This window comes from Streptomyces sp. NPDC087440, from assembly GCF_044744005.1.
GTDB lineage: Bacteria > Actinomycetota > Actinomycetes > Streptomycetales > Streptomycetaceae > Streptomyces.
This window is the reverse complement of record NZ_JBIUXN010000024.1, coordinates 91,728-110,888: the sequence shown is the minus strand read 5'-3', so window position 1 is coordinate 110,888 and position 19,161 is coordinate 91,728. Positions and strand designations below refer to the sequence as shown.

Below are 19,161 nucleotides of genomic sequence, written 5' to 3'. Positions count from 1 at the left end.
CGCCCAGTCCGTTTGGCAGGGTGGAGGCATGGACACTCCGCACGTCACCGGCCTGACCGCCACCCCCCTCACCCCCGACCTCGTACGCGGTGCGCTCGACCTGGAGCGCACCGCGCACGGTCTGTTGCCGCACCGGCTGCCCACCGGGGCCCGCGCCCAGATTCCCGACGGCCAGCTCACCATGGCCGAGGCCCAGCCCAGCGGCGTACGCCTCGCCTTCCGCACCCGCGCCACCGTCGTCGAGCTCGACACCCTGCGCACGAAGAACGCGTACAAGGGTGCCCCCGAGCGCCCCGACGGCGTCTACGACCTCCTGATCGACGGCCGCCTCGCGGACCGCGCGAGCACCACCGGCGGCAACACCCTCCTGGTCGACATGACCACGGGCACCGCCGAAACCGTCCCCGGCCCGGTCGGCACCGTCCGCTTCGACGGCCTCGCCGCCATCGAGAAGGACGTCGAGATCTGGCTGCCGTACAACGAGATCACCCAGCTCGTCGCCCTGCGCACGGACGCCCCCGTCGCCCCCTCGCCCGTGCCGGAGGGCCGCAAGGTCTGGCTGCACCACGGCAGTTCGATCAGCCACGGCTCCGACGCCGAGAGCCCGTCCACCACCTGGCCCGCGCTGGCCGCCTCGCTCGGCGGCGTCGAGCTGATCAACCTGGGCTTCGGCGGCAGCGCGCTGCTCGACCCGTTCACGGCGCGGGCGATGCGGGACACCCCCGCCGACCTGATCAGCGTCAAGATCGGCATCAACCTCGTCAACACCGACGTGATGCGCCTGCGCGCGCTCGGCCCCGCCGTGCACGGCTTCCTCGACACGATCCGCGAGGGGCACCCCACCACCCCGCTCCTCGTCGTCTCCTCGATCCTGTGCCCGATCCACGAGGACACCCCCGGCCCCAGCGCCCCGGACTTCGCCTCCCTCGCCGAGGGCCGCATCCGCTTCCAGGCGGCCGGCGACCCGGCCGAGGTCGCGACGGGCAAGCTCACTCTCACTGTCGTACGGTCCGAACTCGCCCGCATCGTCGCCCAGCGGGCCGCCACCGACCCGAACCTCCACCACCTGGACGGCCGCGAACTGTACGGCGAGAAGGACCACGCCGAACTCCCCCTCCCGGACCGGCTCCACCCGGACGCAGCCACCCACCGCCGCATCGCCGAGCGCTTCGCCGAACACGCCTTCGTCCCGGGCGGACCGCTGGCGGCGCTCTGACGGTGCTCTGGCGGCGCGCTGCCGAGGGGGCAGGGTCGTGCACGGGCCGTGGAGGTTGTCAGGAGGGCGTTGACCTGGGCCGGAGGGCGCCGGAATGCTCGATTCCGTACATGAGTGAAGATCGGCAAGGAACCTGGAGTACCCCCTTGAGGAAGAAAATGCTCGCGTTCGGCGGCGCCGCGCTCCTCGCGCTGCTGCCCGTCAGCGCCGCGACCGGCACCGCCTCCGCCTCCTCGGTGTGCCGCGCCGGATCGGTCTGCACCTGGTCGAAGAACGACTTCGGCGGCACCAAGCGCACCAGCCGGGTGAACCCCTCGCCGGGCTGCAACCCGTGGAGCGGCAAGACGGTCTCCAACCAGACCAAGCGGACCATCCGCCTCTACAGCGACGTGTCCTGCTACGGCTCGCACAACGACGTCAAGCCCAAGCACTGGGGGCAGACCAAGCCGGGCGCGACGGTCAAGTCCATAGCGGTCATCGGCCCGTGAGGCCCCAGGTGCGCTGAAACCCGCACCGGGCCCGCCCGTTCCCGGCCAGGGGCGGGCGGGCCGTCTCGTCACGGTCGGCGGCCGGTCGCCCCCAACAGCCGGTGCAGCAACGGCGCGTCCCGGGCGACCTCGACGGGCGGGCCCCACAGCCCCTCGACCGGTGCGCCGTCCATGAAGGTCGACACATGGTCGAAGCACACGCGCAAGGTCGGCTCGGGTACGTCGAAGGGCTGACCGGTGGCCCGCGCGAGGTCCCAGCCGTGCACCACCAGTTCGGTGAGCGCGATCCGCCCCCACAGGGCCCGGGGCAGCTCCAGCCCGACCCCGGCATCGGCCGCGCCCTCCCAGGCCGCGGGGTCGTCCCACGCCGCGCCGAGCTCACCCAGCCGTCCGGGCAGCGTGCTGCGCCAGTCCGCCGCCAAGTGCGACGCGTCGGGCTCCGCGACGGGTGCGGCAGCGGCTTCCCCACGGGCGACGGCGGTGAACGCGCCGGTGAATCCCACCACATGGTCCACGAGATCCCCCACGCCGAACTTCTCGCACGGCGTCGGCAGCGTGAGCTGAGCGTCGGACACTCCGTCGAGTACGGCACGCATGGTGCGGCAGGCCGGTTTCAGATCGATCACGGAATTCCTCCTCGGTGCACATACGTCGGCCACGCGCTTCAGCCACGCGCGTCGGCCACGCGCCTGGAGCGCGTTCACCAGTACAGACCGGCGCAGGGCCCCGAACTCATCGGCCGGGGGCCGCCGCATCCGCCCTCATTCCCGCCCCGCACAATGCTTCCGTGATCCTCCGCACCGCCACCCGCGCCGACCTTCCCGCCGTGCTGGCCCTCGTCGTCCACGAGAACGCGACCGTGGACCCCTCGACCGTCGTCGTCGACGATGCCTACGAGCAGGCCTTCCGCGACCTCGACGCCGACCCGCGCAATGAACTCCTCGTACTGGAAGGGGAGGACGGCCTGGTCCTGGGCTGCCTCCAGGCGACCTACATCCCCGGCCTCGGCCGCCACGGGCAGGAGCGGGCGCTGTTCGAAGCGGTACGGGTCCGGGCCGACCGGCGCGGCGAAGGCCTCGGCCGGGAGCTGCTCGCCCGGGCCGTGGACCGGGCGAAGGCCCGGGGCTGCACCCTGGTCCAGCTCACCAGCAACAAGGCCCGCACCCGCGCGCACGGCTTCTACGCCTCGCTCGGATTCGAGCGCAGCCACGACGGGTTCAAGCTCACCCTGTGACCGGCCGGGGAGCGGCTGTGAGCGGTTGTGAGCTGCATTGGCCTTGCGGGAAGGGCGTTGTCAGTGGTGCCGTCTAGCCTTTTCCCATGACCCGCACCACGCCGCCCCGACCCGTCGACATCACCGCCGTTTTCCCCGAACTCGCGCCCCTCGCGCGGACCTCGATACGGCTGCACCCGAGGGCCGGTGCGCCCACCGCGGCGGACTCCTCGGTGGGCGGGCCGCTGCTGTGGCCGGTGGCGGAGAAGTGGCCGGCCTGCGCCGAGCACGGCGGGCCGTGGCTGCTCGGGCTCGCACCCGACGACATACGGCAGTCGCGGCGGATGCTCGCCGAGGCGTGGGCCCGGCACCGGGCGGACGACGAGGACTTGCTGAGCGAGGAGGAGCGGGAGACTCTCGACGGGCTCCGCGCGGAACGGCGGATTCCGGTGGCGGGACCGCTTCCGATGCTGCCGGTGGCCCAGCTCTACGCGGCCGACGTGCCCGCACTGCCGTTCCCCGACGGCACGGACCTGCTCCAGGTGCTGTGGTGCCCCTTCGACCACCCCGACGACGCCTACGTGCCGCGCACCGCCCTGCGCTGGCGGGCCGCCGCCGAGGTCACCGACCCGGCTCCGCCCGCGTCCGTACCGCACCCGCCGGTCGTCGGAAGCGAGGAGTACGTGCCCGCGCCCTGCGTCCTGCACCCCGAGGAGGTCACCGAGTACCCGGCCCCGCACATCCTCCCGGAGCAGCTCGCCGACCGCATCGAGGCGTGGGACGAGGAGCAGGAGCGGGAGGAGGACGACGAACCGGACGGGCCCTGTTACCAGCTGGATCTGGCAGTCGCCCCCGGCTTCAAGGCACTCGGGCACGAGCCCTGGAGCTTCTCCGACCCCTTCGACATGGCCTGCCCGGAATGCGGCTCCGGCGTGCGGCCGCTGCTCACGGTCGACGGCACCGAGTGGGGCGGGGGCGACGGGAGTTGGCGGCCCGTCGAGGACGCGACGTACACCGGACTGCACTTCCTCGGGCCGGCCTGCGCCACTCGGCTCACCATCGGGCGCGGGTACACCCTCCAGCTCTACGTGTGCGCCGACGACCCCCGTCACCCCCACCTCCAGAACATGCAGTGAGCAGCCATGGGGGGAGCGGGTGACAGGATGGGGGGCATGGATACCCGTCGCAGGAACAACGTCGTCGTCACCGGCCGGGCCGACGGCCCCACAGTGGTGCTCGCGCACGGCTTCGGCTGCGACCAGAACATGTGGCGGCTCGTCCTGCCCGCCCTCACGGACCGCTACCGGGTCGTGCTGTTCGACTACGTCGGGTCCGGGAAGGCCGACCCCGCCGCCTGGTCCGAGGCGCGCTACTCCCGCCTGGAGGGGTACGCCCAGGACGTGGTCGACATCTGCGCGGAGCTGGAGCTGGAGGGGGCCGCGTTCGTGGGCCACTCCGTGAGCGCGATGATCGGCGTGCTCGCCGCCCGCAGCGCACCCGAGCGCATCGGCTCGCTCGTCATGGTCGCCCCCTCGCCCCGCTACATCGACGAGGAGGGGTACCGGGGCGGCTTCACGGCCGAAGACATCGAGGAACTGCTCGGCTCCCTGGAGTCGAACTACCTGGGCTGGTCGGGAGCGATGGCCCCCGTGATCATGGGCAACCCCGAGCGCCCCGAGCTGGGCGAGGAGCTCACCACCAGCTTCTGCGCGACCGACCCCGAGATGGCCCGCGTCTTCGCCCGCACCACCTTCCTCTCCGACAGCCGCCCCGAGCTGAAGGACGTGACGGTGCCCACCCTCGTCCTGGAGTGCCTGCGGGACGCCATCGCCCCGCGCGAGGTCGGCGCGTACGTCCACGACGCCGTACCGGGTTCGAAACTGGTGACGCTGGACGCCACCGGGCACTGCCCCCAGCTCAGCGCCCCGCAGGAGACCGGAGCGGAGATCCGGGCCTTCCTCGACGGCCTCCGGCCCGCCGACACCGGCAGTCCCCTGCCCGGGGACAGCCGATGATGAGCCGCACCAGCAGCGAGCCCGAGCCGTACGAGGCCGGGGACGGTGCTGTCACCGACGCCGCGTTCAGCGCACTCCTGGAGGACAGCGCGGAAGACCTCTACGAGCAGGCCCCCTGCGGTTACGTCTCCACCCTCATGGACGGCACCCTCGCCAAGGCCAACGCCACCCTCCTGGGCTGGCTCGGCCTGCGCCGCGAGGACGTCGTGGGCCGGATGCGCTTCAGCGACCTGCTCACCGTCGGCGGCCGGATCTACCACGAGACGCACTTCGCGCCCCTGCTGCGCATGAAGGGCGAGCTCAACGGCATCGCCCTGGAGCTGAAGGGCGTCGACGGCGTCCGCATGCCCGTTCTCGTGTCCGCCGTCGTCAAGTACGGCAGCGAGGGCGAACCCCTGCTGATCCGCGCCACCCTCGCGGACGCCCGCGACCGCCGCGCCTACGAGGAGGAACTGCTGCGCGCCCGGCAGGCCGCCGAGGCCGCCCGCCGCGAGGCCGAGGCGGACCGGGCGCGCCTCCAGGACGCACTGGTCGTGCTCCAGCGGAGCCTGCTGCCCGCCACCCTGCCCGCCGTACCGGGCCTGGAGTCCGCCTCGTACTACCACACGGCCTCCCCCGACCGGCTCGGCGGCGACTTCTACGACCTGTTCCCGATCGGCGACGGGCAGTGGGGGTTCTTCCTGGGCGACGTCTGCGGCAAGGGCCCGCAGGCCGCCGCCGTCACCTCGCTCACCCGCTACACCCTGCGCGCCGCCGCCCTGCACGACCCCGACCCGGTCGCCGCCCTCGCCACGCTCAACACCGTGCTCCACGAGCGCTACAGCGGCAGCGACCCCCGCTACTGCACCGCCGTCTTCGGCACCCTGCGGCCCGATCCGGAGACGGGCGAGGTCGCGGTACGGGTGGCCTCCGGCGGGCATCCCCCGGCGCTCGTGCTGCGCGCCGACCGCAGCACGGAGTACCTGGAGACCCCCGGCGGCCTCCTGATCGGCATCCTTCCCGACCCGCCGCTCGCCTCGGCCGCCACCACCCTCGCGCCCGGCGACACGCTCCTGCTGCACACCGACGGCCTGACCGAGGCCCGCACCGCCCCCGGCGGCCAGGGCTCCGAGCGGTACGGCGACGACGCCCTGCGCGAGTTCGTCGCGACTGCCCCCGACACCTCGCCCTCCTCGCTGGTCGGCGCCCTGACCGGGCTGCTGGAAGGCTTCGGGGAAGGCCTCGACGACGACACCGCACTGCTCGCGCTCGGCGCCCCGGCCATGGAGAGGCCCGTATGACCCGAATGAATCGGACGAACCGCGTCGCCCCGCTGAAGACGCTGACGATCACCGTGCGGCAGGCCGCCACGGGGCCCGTCGTGGCGGTCGTCGGCGACCTCGACTACGACACCGCCGGAGACCTGCGGGCCCGCCTGGCCGAGATCCCGCTCACGGCGGGCGAGCGGCTGGTCGTGGAGCTGGCGGGCATGGAGTTCTGCGACTCCACCGGCATCACCGCGCTGATCGCCGCCCGCAACCACGCCCTGGCCGCGAACGCCGGGATAGCATTGGCCGCCGTGCCGGAACACACCCTGCGGGTGCTGAACCTGGTCGGACTCGACCAGGTCTTCGCGCTGTACGACAGCACGGGCGAGGCCACGTCGACGGGGGACCCGGCGGACGTGCAGACCGCGACGGGCTGAGCGCGGCGGGGGCGGGACGCGGCACGGCCCGGGTGCGTGAGGCGCGCGGGCCGCGCGGCGCGGAGGGCTGGGAGGGGCGGCCGCGCGAGGGACCCGGACGGCGCGAGGAGCCCGGACGGTGTGAGGGGGCTGCCGCCCCCTATGCCTCGCGGCCCTTCCACTCGTGGGCCAGCAGCGACCACACCTCCATGTCGAGGCGCACGCCCCGGTACTCCGTGTGCTCGCGCAGCGTGCCGTCCAGGTGCATCCCCGCGCGCTGCGCCACCGCCCGGCTGCGCACGTTGACCGTGCTGTTCCACCACTCCACCCGGTGCAGCCCGCGCTCCTCGAAGGCGTACGCGAGCAGCCGGTGCACCGCCGCGCCGATCAGGCCCCGCCTCTCGGCGGCGGGCTCCGACCACACGCCGATCTCGGCCGTGCCCTGCGAGGCATCGAAGCGGACGAACATCACGCCGCCCACCAGCGTCCCGTCCAGCCAGATCCCGTAGATCCGGCCCGCGTCGGCGACCTGCTTGTCCGCGTACCGCTGGAGGGTCGCCCGCGCCGAGGCCAGGTCCGTCGAGAACGTGGCCCACGGGATCCACGGGTCCACCAGGTCACGGGCGCGGTCGATGTGGGCCAGGAACTCCGGTGCCTGCCAGGGCTCCAGCGGGCGGAGCTCGGCACGGTCGGTCAGGGGTACGGCGTACACGGCGGGTCCTCGGGTCCGGGGCGGCGTGCCCACGGGGGTGCGGGCGCACCCACGATACGTAACAAACGTTGGGTACGTACACTGGCCCGCATGACACCCGCCCGAGGAGACCACGACGCCCGCCGCACCGAGGTCTCCCGCGCGGTGTGGGAGGTACTGGCCGAGCGCGGCTTCGGCGGCCTCACGCTGCGGGCCGTCGCCCAGGAGATGGGCGCGACCACGGGCCTGCTCACCCATTACTTCCCCAGCAAGCGGGCCCTCGTCCAGCACGCCCTGGGGGTCCTCGACGCGCACTCCCTGGACCGCCCGCGCCCGGCGGCCGGACGCGTCGGCGAGGGCACCGGCCTGGCCATGCTGCGCGCCGTGCTGCTCGACATCCTGCCGCTGGACGCCCCGGGTGCGGCGAGCAACCGCATCTGGGTGGGCTCCTGGGACGTCGCCCTCGCCGACCCGGAACTCGCCGCCGAGCACGCGCAGCGCTACCGGCGGGCCCGCGAGCGGCTCACCGTGCACGTGCGGGCGGCGCAGGAGGCCGGGGAACTGCCGGGGGAACCGGCGGCACCGGAGGTGGCGGCCGCGGCGCAGAGCTTTGTACTGGGGCTGGTGGTGCAGGCCCTGTTCGCGCCGGCGGAGTTCACGGCCGAGCGGCAGGTGGCGCTGGTGGACACGTACGTGGCGGGGCTCGCCGGAGGGTCGTAGCCGGGCGGTGTCCGGCACGGCGATACTGGCGGGACACCTGGGCGAGGGAGCGGGATGAGCGACGAGTACGGACTGAAGCGGCACTTCGGCGGGGCCGGGGCCCGCAGGCTCGGCGACCTCGTGCACGCGGTCCACCCGGAATTCGACCTCGAAGGGTACGTGGCCGAGGCCGAAGTCCGCGTCCAGGGGCTGGAGTTGAAGGACCGGGTGCGGGTCCTGGCCGAGGGGCTGCGGGCCCGCCTGCCCGCGTCGTACCCCGAGGCGGTCGCCGTCCTCGTCGCCCTCCTCGGGGACGAAATCACCGAGGGCAAGGGCATGTTCAACGCCGGCTGGCACCTGATGCCGGTCGCCCGCTTCGTCGAGGAGTACGGACTCGACCACCCCACCGTCTCGCTCGACGCCCTGTACGAGATCACCCGGCGGCACACCGGCGAGTTCGCGATCCGCCCCTTCGTCGAGCAGCACCACGACCTGACGATGAAGCGCGTCGCGGACTGGGCGCACAGCCCCAGCCCCAACGTCCGGCGCCTCGCCAGCGAGGGCATCCGCCCCCGCCTGCCCTGGGCGCGCACCCTCACCGGCTTCGTCGCCGACCCCCGCCCGGTCCTCGACGTGCTGGAGGTCCTGCGCAGCGACCCCTCCCCGTACGTCCGCACCTCCGTGGCGAACAACCTCAACGACATCGCCCGGGACAACCCGGACCTCGTCCTCGCCACCGCGCGACGCTGGAGCGAGGAGAGCCCGACCCCGCAGACCGCCTGGACCGTACGGCACGGGCTGCGCACCCTCGTCAAGAAGGGCGACCAGGAGGCCCTGGCCCTCCTCGGCGCGACCGGCGGCGACCACGCCCGCATCCCCCAACTCACCCTTACACCCGACGAACTGACGATGGGTCAGACCGTCACCCTCGCCTTCGACCTCCACAACACCGACGACCGCCCGCACACCCTCACCGTCGACTACGTCGTCCACCACGTCCGCAAGGGCGGCCGCACTCTCCCCAAGGTCTTCAAGCTCACCACCGTGACACTGGCGGCGGGTGAGCGTCGGAGCCTGCGCAAGCAGCACGCGGTCAGGGAGATCACCACCCGCACCTACTATCCGGGCGAGCACGGCGTCGACATCCAGGTCAACGGCCTGGTGCGGGCCTCCGCGAGCTTCACGCTGAGGCCGCTGTGACTGCGGGGGCGGCCGGGACTGCGGGGACGCCGGGGATGGCGGGGGCGCCGGGGACGGCTGGGGCGGTTGGGCGGCGCAGCATTCGTGTCAGCGCGTACGGCCTGGTGGTCGAGGACGACCGGCTGTTGCTGGTCCGCCTCGCCGACGACTCGCCCGTCTTCACCCCCGGCCTGTGGCATCTGCCCGGCGGCGGGATCGACCCGGGCGAGCAGCCCGCGGAGGCCCTGGTGCGGGAGTTCCGGGAGGAGACGGGGCGTGAGGTGACGCAGGCGACGCTGCTCGACGCGTGTACGTACGAGACGCACCGGGGCGGGATCGTCTGGGGTCTCACGGCACTGTTCTACGAGGTCCGACTCCGGCCCGGTGCACGGGAGTCGGTGGAGTCGGAGGGATCGACGGACGCGGTGGAGTGGCTGCCGTGGCGCGACCTGGAGGAGGCCCGGCTCTCGCCGCCGACGATCGACGCCGTCCGCCTGCTCCACCGCTCCCGAACCGGCCTCGCCGGCGCCTGAGGGCGACGTCACTCCGCCACCGATCGTCCTTGACCGCTCAGCTTGGTGAACTCCTGTCCCGCGTCCAGCAGTTGTGGCAGGGCCTCGGCGTAGCCGCGCGCGGTGTCGCCCTCGGGGTGGTTCATGTGCGCCAGCACGATCGCGCCCCGGGGTGCGTCGGCCAGGGCCTCGGCGATGCCTGCCGCCGGTCGGGTGGCGCCCCAGTCGGCGTTCACCGTGAAGCCGGTGCAGCGCAGTCCCAGCGCGGTGACGATCTCCGCGGCGACCTCGTCGCAGTGCGCGGTGCCGGGGCGGAAGAAGCGGGGCGGGCCGGGCAGGGCGGCGGTCATGGCGTCCTGGTTGGCCCTGACCTCGTCGTAGACCTCGCCCGCGTCCCGTGTGCCCGCGATGCCGTACGCGGCACGTCCGGTCACCGACAGCGGTACGTGCGCGCTGCCGTGGTTGGCGAGTTCGAAGAGAGGGTCGGCGGCGAGTTCGCCGGTGAGGGACGGATTCGCCGCGATCCAACGGGAGTTGAGGAACAGGGTGGCGGGTACGGACCAGCGTCGCAGCTGCCCGATCAGGTCGGCGTCGTACCCCTTTCCGTGCACCGACCCGCATGCGTCGAAGGTCAGCGCGAGGCGTCGGTCGCCGTCGGCGAGCCGGGTGAGGACGCCGGGGGCCTCCGTGCCCCAGTACCTGGGGATGCGAGCGCCGAAACGGCGGACGACGGCGGCGCGATCCGGGCCCGGAGGGGCGGACGGGGCGGATGGGGCGGGGGCGAGGAGACCTGCGGAAAGGCCGAGCAGCAGGTCACGGCGTGCGAGAGGCAAAGCGCCTCCGTTCCGTGTGGGGCGGGTGCCGTGAGGCGAGACGACGCCACGGCGCGGCGTCGTGCCACCGTAGCCTCGGCGCCACCGGGTGCGGGGGCTGCGACGCGCGCCCCCGCACCTGTCGCGCCCGCCCCCGCACCCGTACGGGAACGGATCAGCCCGGCACCCCGTCGAACGTCCACACCGCCCGGGCTCCCGGCCCCACCACCAGCGTCGACTTCCCGATGCGATGCTCCCGCCGGACGCCCGGTGCCCGGTTCAGCGCCAGATCGAGCCGCTTCAGCCCCGCCCGGTCCCTCGGCACCGCCTCGAAGCGGATCGTGGTGCCGCCGCCCGAAGCGACCACCTGCCCGCCCGCCACCGTGCCCCGCACCCGGAACCCGCCCGCCTTCAGCAGCGGCACGGTGTCGCCCAGGTCGCCGGGGGTCACCGCCAGGTGGACACCGGTGATGTCGCGCATCAGGTGCTTGCGGTAGTCGTCGCTCAGGTAGCGCTCCCGGCCGACGTCACCGGGGAACGCCGCGTGCTCGGTGTTGCTGCGGGGATCGGCGAAGTACTCGGGCCGGTACTCCATCGCCCAGGCCCCGAAGGCGTCGTACTCCGCCGTGGTGAGCACCGCGTCGAACCACGGCACCTTCACCCCGTCGCCGAAGTCGCGGGTCTGGAGGAAGTCGATCGGCTCGGGTACGCCCAGACCGGGCAGCCGGCCGCGCACCGTCGCCAGCTCGCCCGCCCGCTCGACGGAGAGCCCGAGACCGGCGGCGCCGAGTGTGCCGTCGGGGCCGGGGACGTCGCCGATCCCGAGGAGTTCCACGTAGGTCTGACGGCCCATCAAGTAGCGGCCCGTCCAGACCTGTCCGCCGCTTCCGGTGGTCGTGCGGACCTGGAAGTTGGCGAACTCCCGGAGGAACGTGGAGTGTTCGATGGCGTCGGCCGTCTCGCGGTCGAAGACGCCGTAGGTGTGGTTGAAGTACAGCAACTGCTGTTCCGGCGGGCCCGCGGCCCAGGCCGTTCCAGGAAGCGCTGCTACGGGAACCGCCGCAAGGGCGCCGAACATTTTGAGCACGTGTCTGCGCTGCATGCCACGCATCGTAGGACCCTGCTGCCCCAACCGCCCCTGTGAGGAACGAATTCGGCCACGCGGTGTCGGATTCGGATACGGTCGCGACGTACAAGATCACGTATGTACGCGCGACGAAAGGCCGACCACCGGATGGAATCCACGGAGAGTCACGACACCGAGCCCACCCTCTTGCGCACCGTCCCCACCCCCTGGAACGGCGTCGACGCCGACGCCCTGGCCCGCGCCGCCCGCGCCCAGGCCCAGCGTCCCGTGCCCGGCATCGAGGACATGGCCTCCTACCTCGACGCCCAGGTGTCCGACACCTCCCACCGCGACGTGCTCGGCCCGCTCCTCGACGGCCAGGGCCCCAGCGGCGTCGTCCTGCGGCACGGCACGATACTGGCCCGCTGGGGCGACCCGGCACGGGTCGAGATGGCGTACAGCGCCACCAAGAGCGTCCTCTCCCTCACCGCCGGAATCGCGTACGACGACGGCCTCCTCCACCTCGACGAACCCGTGCACCGCACCGTCGACCTGCCCGCGTTCGCGGACGCCCACGGCCGCGCCGTCACCTGGCGGCACCTCCTGGACCAGACCAGCCAGTGGGAGGGCGAGCTGTGGGGCAAGCCCACCTCCGTGGACGCCCAGAGCACCCGTGAGGGCACCGAGTCCCCGGGCGGCCCGCCCGGCGAGGGCTGGGCGTACAACGACGTCCGCGTGAACCTCACCGCCCTCGCCCTGACCGTCCTCCTCGGCCGTTCCCTCCCGGAGGCGCTCCGCGAGCGGGTGATGGACCCGATCGGGGCGTCCGACACCTGGTCCTGGCACGGGTACGCGAACTCCTTCGCCGACGTCGACGGCACCCCCGTCCCCGTCGTGTCCGGCGGCGCGCACTGGGGCGGCGGTCTGTGGATCAGCGCTTTCGACCTGGCGATGATCGGCCAACTCACCCTCCAGCAAGGGAGTTGGGACGGCCGACGCGTTCTGTCCCGACGCTGGATCGAGGAGCTGTGGACCCCGTGCCGGGTCAAGCCCAACTACGGCCTGTCCTGGTGGCTGAACGACGACCGCACCGTCTGGCCCACCGCCCCCGCCACCGGCCGCTGCGCACGGGGCAACGGCGGCGCGCACCTCCTCTGGGTCGACCCCGCCCGCGACCTGGTGGTCAGCTCCCGCTGGGGCGCGGACCCGGAGAAGCTGCTCGCGGACGTCTCGGAGGCCGTACGCGGTTGACCTTGCCCCTGGGGGAAGCCCCACGGTGCGTACGTACACGTCCGCACCGCATCCCTTGAGGGAGTCCCCGTGACCGCCACCGCACCCCGCCCCGCCTGCCTCCTCCTCGACATCGGCGGCGTCCTCGAACTCACCCCCGACACCGGCTGGCTCCCCGACTGGGAGCAGCGCCTGGGTCTCGCCCCCGGCACCGTCAACAGCCTGCTGGGTGAGACCTGGCGGGCGGGCAGCGTCGGCCACGTCGACGAGGCGCAGGTGCGCGCCCGGACCGCCGCCGCACTCCACCTCGACACCACGCAGCTCGACGCCTTCATGGCCGACCTCTGGGACGAGTACCTCGGCTCACCGAACGTGGAACTCCTCTCGTACGTCAGAGACCTGACGAGGCATCAGCAGCTCAGGATCGGCATCCTCAGCAACAGCTTCGTCGGGGCCCGCGAGCGCGAGGCCGACCGCTACCGACTCGACACCCTGGTCGAGCGCCCCGAACACCTCGTCTACTCCCACGAGATCGGCATCCTCAAGCCCGACCCCCGCGCCTTCGCCGTCGCCTGTACGACGCTGGACGTGCGCCCGCAGGACTGCCTCTTCGTGGACGACGCCGCCCCGAACGTCGAGGCCGCCCGCGCGGCGGGCCTGCGGGCCCACCTCTTCGAGGACAACGCCACCACCCTCACCCGCATCGCCGCCCACCTCGCTCAGGGCGTCGCCGCATAGCGGGCCGCCAGCGCCGCCACCGTGTCCGCGACCGCCGCGCGCAGTTCCGGCGGCCCCAGCACCTCCGCCCCGTCGCGCAGCCTGAGCAGGTCGGCGACCGCCACGGACGGCGACTCGACCCGCAGCTCCACCCGCACCCACCCCTCGGCGTCCGCCGCCCCCGCCCCGGCGAGGGCCTCGGTCCCGGCCGCCCCGAACAGCGCGGGCAGCAGCTTCTGCGCCGCCGGGGAGACCCGCAGCTCGGCCACGCCCTGATAGCGCTTGGCCTCCATGCGCCGCGAGGACTCCTCCCAGTGCGCCGCCAGCGCGAATCCGGCCGGGCGCTCGAAGACCTCGCCCGTCTCCCGTACGGAAAGGAAACGCGACACCCGATACGTCCGCACCGCCCCGCCGGAGGCGCGCGAGCCGTCGGCACGGTCCGCACCGTCCGCCCGCGCCACCAAGTACCAGATCCCGCCCTTCAGCACGAGCCCCAACGGGTCGAGCACGCGCCGGACTTCACCGTTCCAGCGCCGGTAGTCCACGGCGAGCGTCCGCTGCTCCCAGACCGCGTGCGAGATCTCCGAGAGGTACGGAACGGGGTCGGCCTCCCGGAACCATGCGGGCGCGTCGAGATGAAAGCGGTCCTCCAACGCCCTTGCCCGCTGCGCGAGTTCGGCCGGAAGCGCCGCCTGGAGCTTGAGCCGGGCCGTGGCGAGCACCGCACCGAGCCCCAGGTCGTGCGCCGGACCGGGTGCTCCCGCGAGGAACAGCGACTCGGCCTCGGCGCGGGTGAGGCCGGTGAGCCGGGTGCGGTATCCGGCCATCAGCTCGTAACCGCCGTCGGGCCCCCGGTCCGCCCGCACGGGCACGCCGGACGCGCCGAGCGCCTCGATGTCGCGGTAGACCGTCCGTACCGACACCTCAAGTTCCTCGGCAAGTTGGGGCGCGGTCATGCGGCCCCGGTTCTGGAGCAGCAGGAGCAGGGACAGGAGGCGGTCGGCACGCATGGCCTCCATTGTCCTCCCGTACCTGACAGAAGATGTCAGGTACGGGAACCAGAGTGGTGCGCAGCGAGAGAGGCGGCCCGCGCACTCCGCACCGATCCCCAGGGGGACACCATGACCGGCACCACCGCCACCACCACGGCGACCACGACCGTCACCGGCCACTTCACCTTCGCGAGCTGGGACGAGAAGAGCGTCACCGAAGCCGGGACGAGCCCCCGGATCGCCCACGCCTCGGTCGTCAACACCTTCACCGGCGGCATCGAGGCCACCGACACCGCGTGCGAGTACATCTGCGCCTACGCCACGGAGACGACCGGCGCCTTCGCCGGCATGGAGTACTTCGCCGGCCGACTCGACGGCCGCGAGGGCCGGTTCGTGGTCGAGGAGCGGGGCTGGTTCGGCACGGACGGCACCGTGCACTGCACCTTCGAGGTCGTCCCGGGCTCGGGCACGGACGAGCTGACCGGTCTCACCGGCAAGGGCACCTTCGTCGCCCCGCAGGGCGAGAAGTCCGTCCCCTACACCTTCGCGTACGCGCTGCCCGAGGGTGCCGGGGACCCGGCCTGACCTGCGACGCTACGGCCGCCGCACCTCGAACAGGAAGCAGCCGTACTCCACCGCCCGTACGTGCACCAGCGCCACCCGCGCATCGGCGAAGGCCGCGTCGAGGGCGGCGTCCAGGGCCTCGGAGGGGTCCGCGTCCAGCGGGAGTTCGAGGCGCGTGCCGCCGAGGATGTGGCCGCGCGCGTCGTAGCGGCGCAGGAGGCGCTGGGCGCCGGGGCGGGTGAAGGGGTGTCCCGGGGAAGCCGGTCGCGTACAGGCGTCGGCGTGCACGAAGACCGGGCCCACCTCGTCGTACGCTCCGGGGTCCACGCCCGTGGCCGCGGCCCAGCGGCGGAGCGGGGCGTACGAGACGAGGGCGACCCGGTCGCCGTCCGCGCCCTCGCGCAGGCAGCAGCGCAGGGGGCTGCCCACGCAGTCGGGATGCGCGTCGTCGGTGCCCGCCGTGTACGGGACCGGGGGCCGCCCCGCGTCGTCACGGGCGCGCAGTTCGTCGAGGGCGGCGGGCGGGATGGCGAGGGGCGTGTACGCGTTCATGGGGCCAGCCTCGCCGGGCGGGGCGGCGGGGGCTGGCGGGAATCGGACGTCGAGCCGGTGAGGGGCGGGGATCAGCGAAGGGCGCGGGCTGCTCAGCGCTGTGCCCGCGCCGCGAGTCCCTCCGCCAGCACGTCCAGCGCGAAGGCGAACTGGTCGTCGGGGGTGGCCGGTTGGAGCTTCGCCGCCTCGGCGAGGTGCGGCAGTTCGGCCCCGTCCTTCGCGCGCAGCCACGGCGGCACCGGCTCCTCCAGCAGGGCGGGGTCCAGGTGGGTGGGCGGCCGGTCGTGCGGGGTGTCCTGGAGTTCCACGAAGCCGACCACCATCCGCAGCGTCTCCATGCACGCCAAGTGGGCGTCGCGCAGGGGCAGTCCGGTGGCGGCGAGGAAGCCGATCAGTGCGTCCACGTTCCGCAGCATCTGCGGGTGCCGGGCCAGGGTGACGTTCTCGCGCAGGGCGAGGGTGGTCATGCCGGGATGGCGGCGGTAGTGCGCCCGCAGGTCGTGGCAGAACGCGGCCAGGCTCGCCCGCCACCGGTCGGGCGCGGGGTCGAGCGCGGGCGGCAGCCAGTCGGCCTCGAAGAGTTCGGCGGCCAGGGTGATCAGGTCGTGGCGGTCCTCGACGTAGTTGTACAACGCCCGTGGAGAGACGCCCAGTTGGTCCGCCAGCGAACGCATCGTCAGCTCCGCCGGACCCCGCGACCCCAGGAACTCCAGCGCGGCCCGCCCCACCGCGTCACGGGTGAGGGTGGCACGCCCCTTGCGGTGGGTCGGGCGTCGGCGGGTGGGGGGCTGGGGGCTGTCGCTGCTCATCGGGACTAGAGGCTAGCAAGCCGGGAGTCCTCCGCGTGGAACTTCACACATGTTGACTTTAAGGAGGTGGCTCGCCAGAGTGACCGGGGTAAGGGTCGCCTAACTCCCCCTGGAGTCACCCATGTCCTTAGCCATGGACCTCACCCCGCTCCGCGAGAGCCGGGACTTCCGCCTGCTGTACGCCGGATTCCTCGGGGCGCTCCTCGGCACGCTCATGACCAGCGTCGCCGTCGCCTGGCAGGTGTACGACCTGACCGGCTCCGCCGCGCACGTCGGCCTGGTCAGCCTGGCCCGTGCGCTGCCGCTGGTGGCCGGGGTCATGGTGGGCGGTGTGCTCGCCGACCGGCGGGACCGGCGTGCGCTGATGCTCTGGACCCGGCTTCCGCTGACCCTGGTCGCGGCGGCCCTCGCGTTCAACGCGCTCCTCCCGGACCCGTACCTCTGGATCATCTACTTCTGCACCGGCCTCACGGGGCTCCTCGCGGGGCTCGGCGGCCCCGCCATGCTCGCGGCGATACCCGCCCTCGTCGGTACTCAACGCCTGGCTGCGGCAGGGGCGTTGACGGCCTCGTCCACGCAGCTGGCGGCCCTGCTCGGGCCCGCACTGGGCGGTGTCCTCATCGCGGGCCCCGGCCTCGCGGCCTGTTTCGCGGTGGACGCGCTGGGCTTCCTGGTCTTCTCCGTCGCGTTGCTCTTCGTACGTCCGCTGCCGCCGGCGGCGGCCCCCAGCGGCAGGGGTGTCCGCCAGGCCTTCGCGTCGATCGGCACGGGGCTGCGGTATGTGCGCCGGGACCGGATCGTCATCGGGCTGCTGCTCATCGATGCGGCAGCGATGGTCTTCACCATGCCGCAGGCGCTGTATCCGGTGCTGGCGGACGAACAGTTCGGGGGTGGGCCCGGGGTTCTCGGGCTGTTGTACGCCGCTCCTGCACTCGGTGCGTTGGTCGGGGCGGCCACGAGCGGATGGACGGGGCGTGCGGGGGGTCATGCGCTGATCGGTGCGGTTCTGCTGTGGGGGCTGGGGCTTACCGGCTTCGGAGCGACGTCGTTTCTTCCGGTCGCGCTTCTGCTGCTGGCGCTGGCGGGCTTCGGGGACCTGATCTCGGAGACCCTGCGGTCGGCTCTGCTCCAGCACGGGACGCCGGACGAGCTCCGGGGGCGGGTCAGCAGCTTGTGGATGGTGCAGGCGACGGTCTCTCCGGCGTTGGGCAACGCGGGGCTGGGATTTCTCGCGGGGGTGACGGGGGCGCGGGGGGCCGTGATCACGGGTGGGGTGGTCTGTGTGCTGGCCACGGTGGTGGTGGCGGTGGCCTTTCCGGAGCTGAGGCGGGCGAGGTTGGGGGAGGGGGCGAGGGCTGAGTCTGCCCAGAGGGTTTCCTGAGGCGGCTGGGGCTCGCGGCGGCGGGTGCGTTCGGGTCTGCCCCGCCGGGGCATGGGGTCCCCAGCCCCGCCCCTTCACCTCAACCCGCGGGGGCTCAAGGGTGTCCGTGCGGGTGGGTGGGGGGTTGCTCGCGCAGTTCCCCGCGCCCCTGAAGGGGCGATCCTTCTCTAGAGCGGGAAAGTCCGGGTCTCGCCGGTCGGGAGCTTGGGCCACCAGTGGTGGTAGCGGGTGTACGTGCGCGGGTCGCGGGCCGTCAGGAGCGCACCCAGCGCCCCCGCCTCCGCCGCCACCTCCTCCCACTGGTCCGGCCGCAGGTCCCGGAAGGCGGTCACCTCGATGCCGTCGTCCAGCAGCCGCCAGACCCCGGCGACGTAACCGTCCACCAGCAGCGTCGGCAGCACGTCGCCGTTGATGCGGATCACCGCCTTCCGCAGTTCCGGCGGGATCATCCGGCTCCGGTCCGCGTACGCGAGCAGCGTGCTGTCCCACATCGGCATCAGCCGTACCGGAGCCGGAGTGTCCGCATCCGGCCGGAGCGCGCCCGGCAGGTCGTACAGGAGCGTCCCGTCCTCTCCCCGGAGCTCCTCCACCACCCCGTCCAGCTCCCGCAGCACCTGGCGGACCGGTCCGCGCGGCACCAGACCGAACTGGGCCACGTCCGCCACCGACGCCGGACCGAACCCCTCCAGGTAGCGCAGGATCAACTGGCGCAACGCGGGTACGTCCACCTCCCGGCCCTCCCGCGCCGGTTCCGCCTCCGCCGTGACGAACGACGGCCGCGCACCGTACGCCCACGGGCCCCCGGTCGGCACATGGTGCAGCGGCGCGTACACCAGCACGCCCCGCCAAGCGCCGCTCCTCCGCTCAGCCCCGACCCGCTCCGTCAGCCAATCCTGCACCTCGGCGGAGGTCCGGGGCTCCTTGGCGAACACCAGGAGTTCCGCGGCCAGTTCGCGGGCGTCCGCGCGGGTCAGCCCGGTGTCCGTGAACCGGGTCCCCAGCCCCGACCCGAACAGTGTCGGATGGACCGCCGACCGGAACGGCCGGTAGTCGTCCGCCGCCACCGCGTGCAGCGTGATCCGCATCAGCGTCGCCTTCACGACGGCCCGCGCGGCGAACGCGGCGTCCAGGTCGGCGGGCTCGAAGTCCGCGACGCGGTTCCACAGCGCGAGATACGGCGACGGAGCGTGCTGCGCCTGGAGCGCGACGACGCGCGTCATCGCCTCCGGCACCGTCAAGTCCTGCCGATCCAGGAGGAGTTGACGGCCCAGAGTGGCCCGATTCAGTTCATGCGCGGAGATCGTCACGCTGCCGATTGTGCCGCAGGGGGCTTAGCGTGCGAAGGCAAGGGTGAACGCTGCC

The 19,161-nt window shown here is 73.1% G+C and carries 22 protein-coding genes; 14 read left to right on the top strand and 8 right to left on the bottom strand.

Going from position 1 to position 19,161, the window contains the following annotated elements:
- The first annotated feature begins 28 nt into the window (after positions 1-28).
- Together ACIO3O_RS35385 and ACIO3O_RS35380 are read left to right on the top strand one after the other, a co-directional pair.
- On the top strand, positions 29-1,216 hold the full coding sequence (locus ACIO3O_RS35385; RefSeq protein WP_401752994.1) for a GDSL-type esterase/lipase family protein: 1,188 nt from the start codon (positions 29-31) through the stop codon (positions 1,214-1,216).
- A gap of 146 nt (positions 1,217-1,362) precedes the next feature.
- Positions 1,363-1,704 carry a peptidase inhibitor family I36 protein gene (locus tag ACIO3O_RS35380; protein WP_401752993.1) on the top strand — a complete coding sequence of 114 codons (342 nt, stop codon included), beginning with the start codon at positions 1,363-1,365 and terminating at the stop codon, positions 1,702-1,704.
- A gap of 68 nt (positions 1,705-1,772) precedes the next feature.
- On the opposite strand, the gene ACIO3O_RS35375 is transcribed toward ACIO3O_RS35380, so the two are convergent.
- Complete coding sequence (locus ACIO3O_RS35375; RefSeq protein ID WP_401752992.1) at positions 1,773-2,330, bottom strand: TIGR03086 family metal-binding protein; 558 nt, start codon at positions 2,328-2,330, stop codon at positions 1,773-1,775.
- Between the two features lie 161 nt (positions 2,331-2,491).
- Between ACIO3O_RS35375 and ACIO3O_RS35370 the strand changes: the two genes are divergently transcribed.
- The 5 genes from ACIO3O_RS35370 to ACIO3O_RS35350 all read left to right on the top strand — a co-directional run bounded on the left by ACIO3O_RS35370 (position 2,492) and on the right by ACIO3O_RS35350 (position 6,616).
- Positions 2,492-2,938 (top strand): GNAT family N-acetyltransferase, encoded by a 447-nt coding sequence (locus ACIO3O_RS35370; protein WP_401752991.1) that lies wholly within the window; start codon positions 2,492-2,494, stop codon positions 2,936-2,938.
- A gap of 86 nt (positions 2,939-3,024) precedes the next feature.
- The gene (locus ACIO3O_RS35365; RefSeq protein ID WP_401752990.1) at positions 3,025-4,053 is read left to right on the top strand and encodes a hypothetical protein; all 1,029 of its coding nucleotides are present in this window, start codon (positions 3,025-3,027) and stop codon (positions 4,051-4,053) included.
- Between the two features lie 36 nt (positions 4,054-4,089).
- A complete protein-coding gene (locus ACIO3O_RS35360) occupies positions 4,090-4,932 on the top strand; it encodes an alpha/beta fold hydrolase (protein ID WP_401752989.1) in 843 nt (280 codons plus the stop codon).
- The gene (locus tag ACIO3O_RS35355) at positions 4,932-6,212 is read left to right on the top strand and encodes a PP2C family protein-serine/threonine phosphatase (RefSeq protein WP_401752988.1); all 1,281 of its coding nucleotides are present in this window, start codon (positions 4,932-4,934) and stop codon (positions 6,210-6,212) included. The genes ACIO3O_RS35360 and ACIO3O_RS35355 overlap by 1 nt, the downstream gene beginning before the upstream one ends.
- Positions 6,209-6,616, top strand: coding sequence for an STAS domain-containing protein (locus tag ACIO3O_RS35350; RefSeq protein WP_401752987.1), 408 nt, complete (start codon positions 6,209-6,211; stop codon positions 6,614-6,616). Before ACIO3O_RS35355 ends, ACIO3O_RS35350 begins: the two co-directional genes overlap by 4 nt.
- 139 nt (positions 6,617-6,755) lie before the next feature.
- Here ACIO3O_RS35350 and ACIO3O_RS35345 read toward each other — a convergent pair whose 3' ends face one another.
- The gene (locus ACIO3O_RS35345; RefSeq protein WP_401752986.1) at positions 6,756-7,307 is read right to left on the bottom strand and encodes a GNAT family N-acetyltransferase; all 552 of its coding nucleotides are present in this window, start codon (positions 7,305-7,307) and stop codon (positions 6,756-6,758) included.
- A gap of 90 nt (positions 7,308-7,397) precedes the next feature.
- Here ACIO3O_RS35345 and ACIO3O_RS35340 point away from each other — a divergent pair, with 90 nt between their 5' ends.
- The 3 genes from ACIO3O_RS35340 to ACIO3O_RS35330 are packed head-to-tail and all read left to right on the top strand — an operon-like array spanning position 7,398 to position 9,697.
- Positions 7,398-8,006: a TetR/AcrR family transcriptional regulator gene (locus tag ACIO3O_RS35340; RefSeq protein ID WP_401752985.1), complete on the top strand. Its 609-nt coding sequence runs from the start codon at positions 7,398-7,400 to the stop codon at positions 8,004-8,006.
- A gap of 54 nt (positions 8,007-8,060) precedes the next feature.
- Positions 8,061-9,185 carry a DNA alkylation repair protein gene (locus tag ACIO3O_RS35335; protein WP_401752984.1) on the top strand — a complete coding sequence of 375 codons (1,125 nt, stop codon included), beginning with the start codon at positions 8,061-8,063 and terminating at the stop codon, positions 9,183-9,185.
- A gap of 35 nt (positions 9,186-9,220) precedes the next feature.
- Complete coding sequence (locus ACIO3O_RS35330) at positions 9,221-9,697, top strand: NUDIX domain-containing protein (RefSeq protein WP_401752983.1); 477 nt, start codon at positions 9,221-9,223, stop codon at positions 9,695-9,697.
- Between the two features lie 8 nt (positions 9,698-9,705).
- Here the strand turns inward: ACIO3O_RS35330 and ACIO3O_RS35325 are convergent, their stop codons facing one another.
- Together ACIO3O_RS35325 and ACIO3O_RS35320 are read right to left on the bottom strand one after the other, a co-directional pair.
- Positions 9,706-10,509: a polysaccharide deacetylase family protein gene (locus ACIO3O_RS35325; protein ID WP_401752982.1), complete on the bottom strand. Its 804-nt coding sequence runs from the start codon at positions 10,507-10,509 to the stop codon at positions 9,706-9,708.
- A gap of 154 nt (positions 10,510-10,663) precedes the next feature.
- Positions 10,664-11,590, bottom strand: coding sequence for a DUF5829 family protein (locus ACIO3O_RS35320; protein WP_401752981.1), 927 nt, complete (start codon positions 11,588-11,590; stop codon positions 10,664-10,666).
- A 102-nt stretch (positions 11,591-11,692) separates the two neighbouring features.
- Here ACIO3O_RS35320 and ACIO3O_RS35315 point away from each other — a divergent pair, with 102 nt between their 5' ends.
- Together ACIO3O_RS35315 and ACIO3O_RS35310 are read left to right on the top strand one after the other, a co-directional pair.
- On the top strand, positions 11,693-12,805 hold the full coding sequence (locus tag ACIO3O_RS35315; protein WP_401752980.1) for a serine hydrolase domain-containing protein: 1,113 nt from the start codon (positions 11,693-11,695) through the stop codon (positions 12,803-12,805).
- Positions 12,806-12,874: 69 nt separating this feature from the next.
- The gene (locus tag ACIO3O_RS35310; protein ID WP_401752979.1) at positions 12,875-13,522 is read left to right on the top strand and encodes an HAD family hydrolase; all 648 of its coding nucleotides are present in this window, start codon (positions 12,875-12,877) and stop codon (positions 13,520-13,522) included.
- Here ACIO3O_RS35310 and ACIO3O_RS35305 read toward each other — a convergent pair.
- Positions 13,504-14,511 (bottom strand): helix-turn-helix transcriptional regulator, encoded by a 1,008-nt coding sequence (locus tag ACIO3O_RS35305; protein ID WP_401752978.1) that lies wholly within the window; start codon positions 14,509-14,511, stop codon positions 13,504-13,506. The genes ACIO3O_RS35310 and ACIO3O_RS35305 overlap by 19 nt on opposite strands.
- A gap of 111 nt (positions 14,512-14,622) precedes the next feature.
- Here ACIO3O_RS35305 and ACIO3O_RS35300 point away from each other — a divergent pair, with 111 nt between their 5' ends.
- On the top strand, positions 14,623-15,078 hold the full coding sequence (locus tag ACIO3O_RS35300; RefSeq protein WP_401752977.1) for a DUF3224 domain-containing protein: 456 nt from the start codon (positions 14,623-14,625) through the stop codon (positions 15,076-15,078).
- Positions 15,079-15,087: 9 nt separating this feature from the next.
- On the opposite strand, the gene ACIO3O_RS35295 is transcribed toward ACIO3O_RS35300, so the two are convergent.
- Together ACIO3O_RS35295 and ACIO3O_RS35290 are read right to left on the bottom strand one after the other, a co-directional pair.
- Positions 15,088-15,609, bottom strand: a complete 522-nt coding sequence (locus ACIO3O_RS35295; protein ID WP_401752976.1) for a DUF1203 domain-containing protein — start codon at positions 15,607-15,609, stop codon at positions 15,088-15,090.
- Between the two features lie 92 nt (positions 15,610-15,701).
- Positions 15,702-16,418, bottom strand: coding sequence for a TetR/AcrR family transcriptional regulator (locus ACIO3O_RS35290; RefSeq protein WP_401752975.1), 717 nt, complete (start codon positions 16,416-16,418; stop codon positions 15,702-15,704).
- Between the two features lie 121 nt (positions 16,419-16,539).
- Here ACIO3O_RS35290 and ACIO3O_RS35285 point away from each other — a divergent pair, with 121 nt between their 5' ends.
- Positions 16,540-17,799: an MFS transporter gene (locus ACIO3O_RS35285; protein ID WP_401752974.1), complete on the top strand. Its 1,260-nt coding sequence runs from the start codon at positions 16,540-16,542 to the stop codon at positions 17,797-17,799.
- Between the two features lie 167 nt (positions 17,800-17,966).
- Here ACIO3O_RS35285 and ACIO3O_RS35280 read toward each other — a convergent pair whose 3' ends face one another.
- Positions 17,967-19,106 carry a winged helix DNA-binding domain-containing protein gene (locus ACIO3O_RS35280; protein ID WP_401752973.1) on the bottom strand — a complete coding sequence of 380 codons (1,140 nt, stop codon included), beginning with the start codon at positions 19,104-19,106 and terminating at the stop codon, positions 17,967-17,969.
- Positions 19,107-19,161 lie beyond the last annotated feature (55 nt).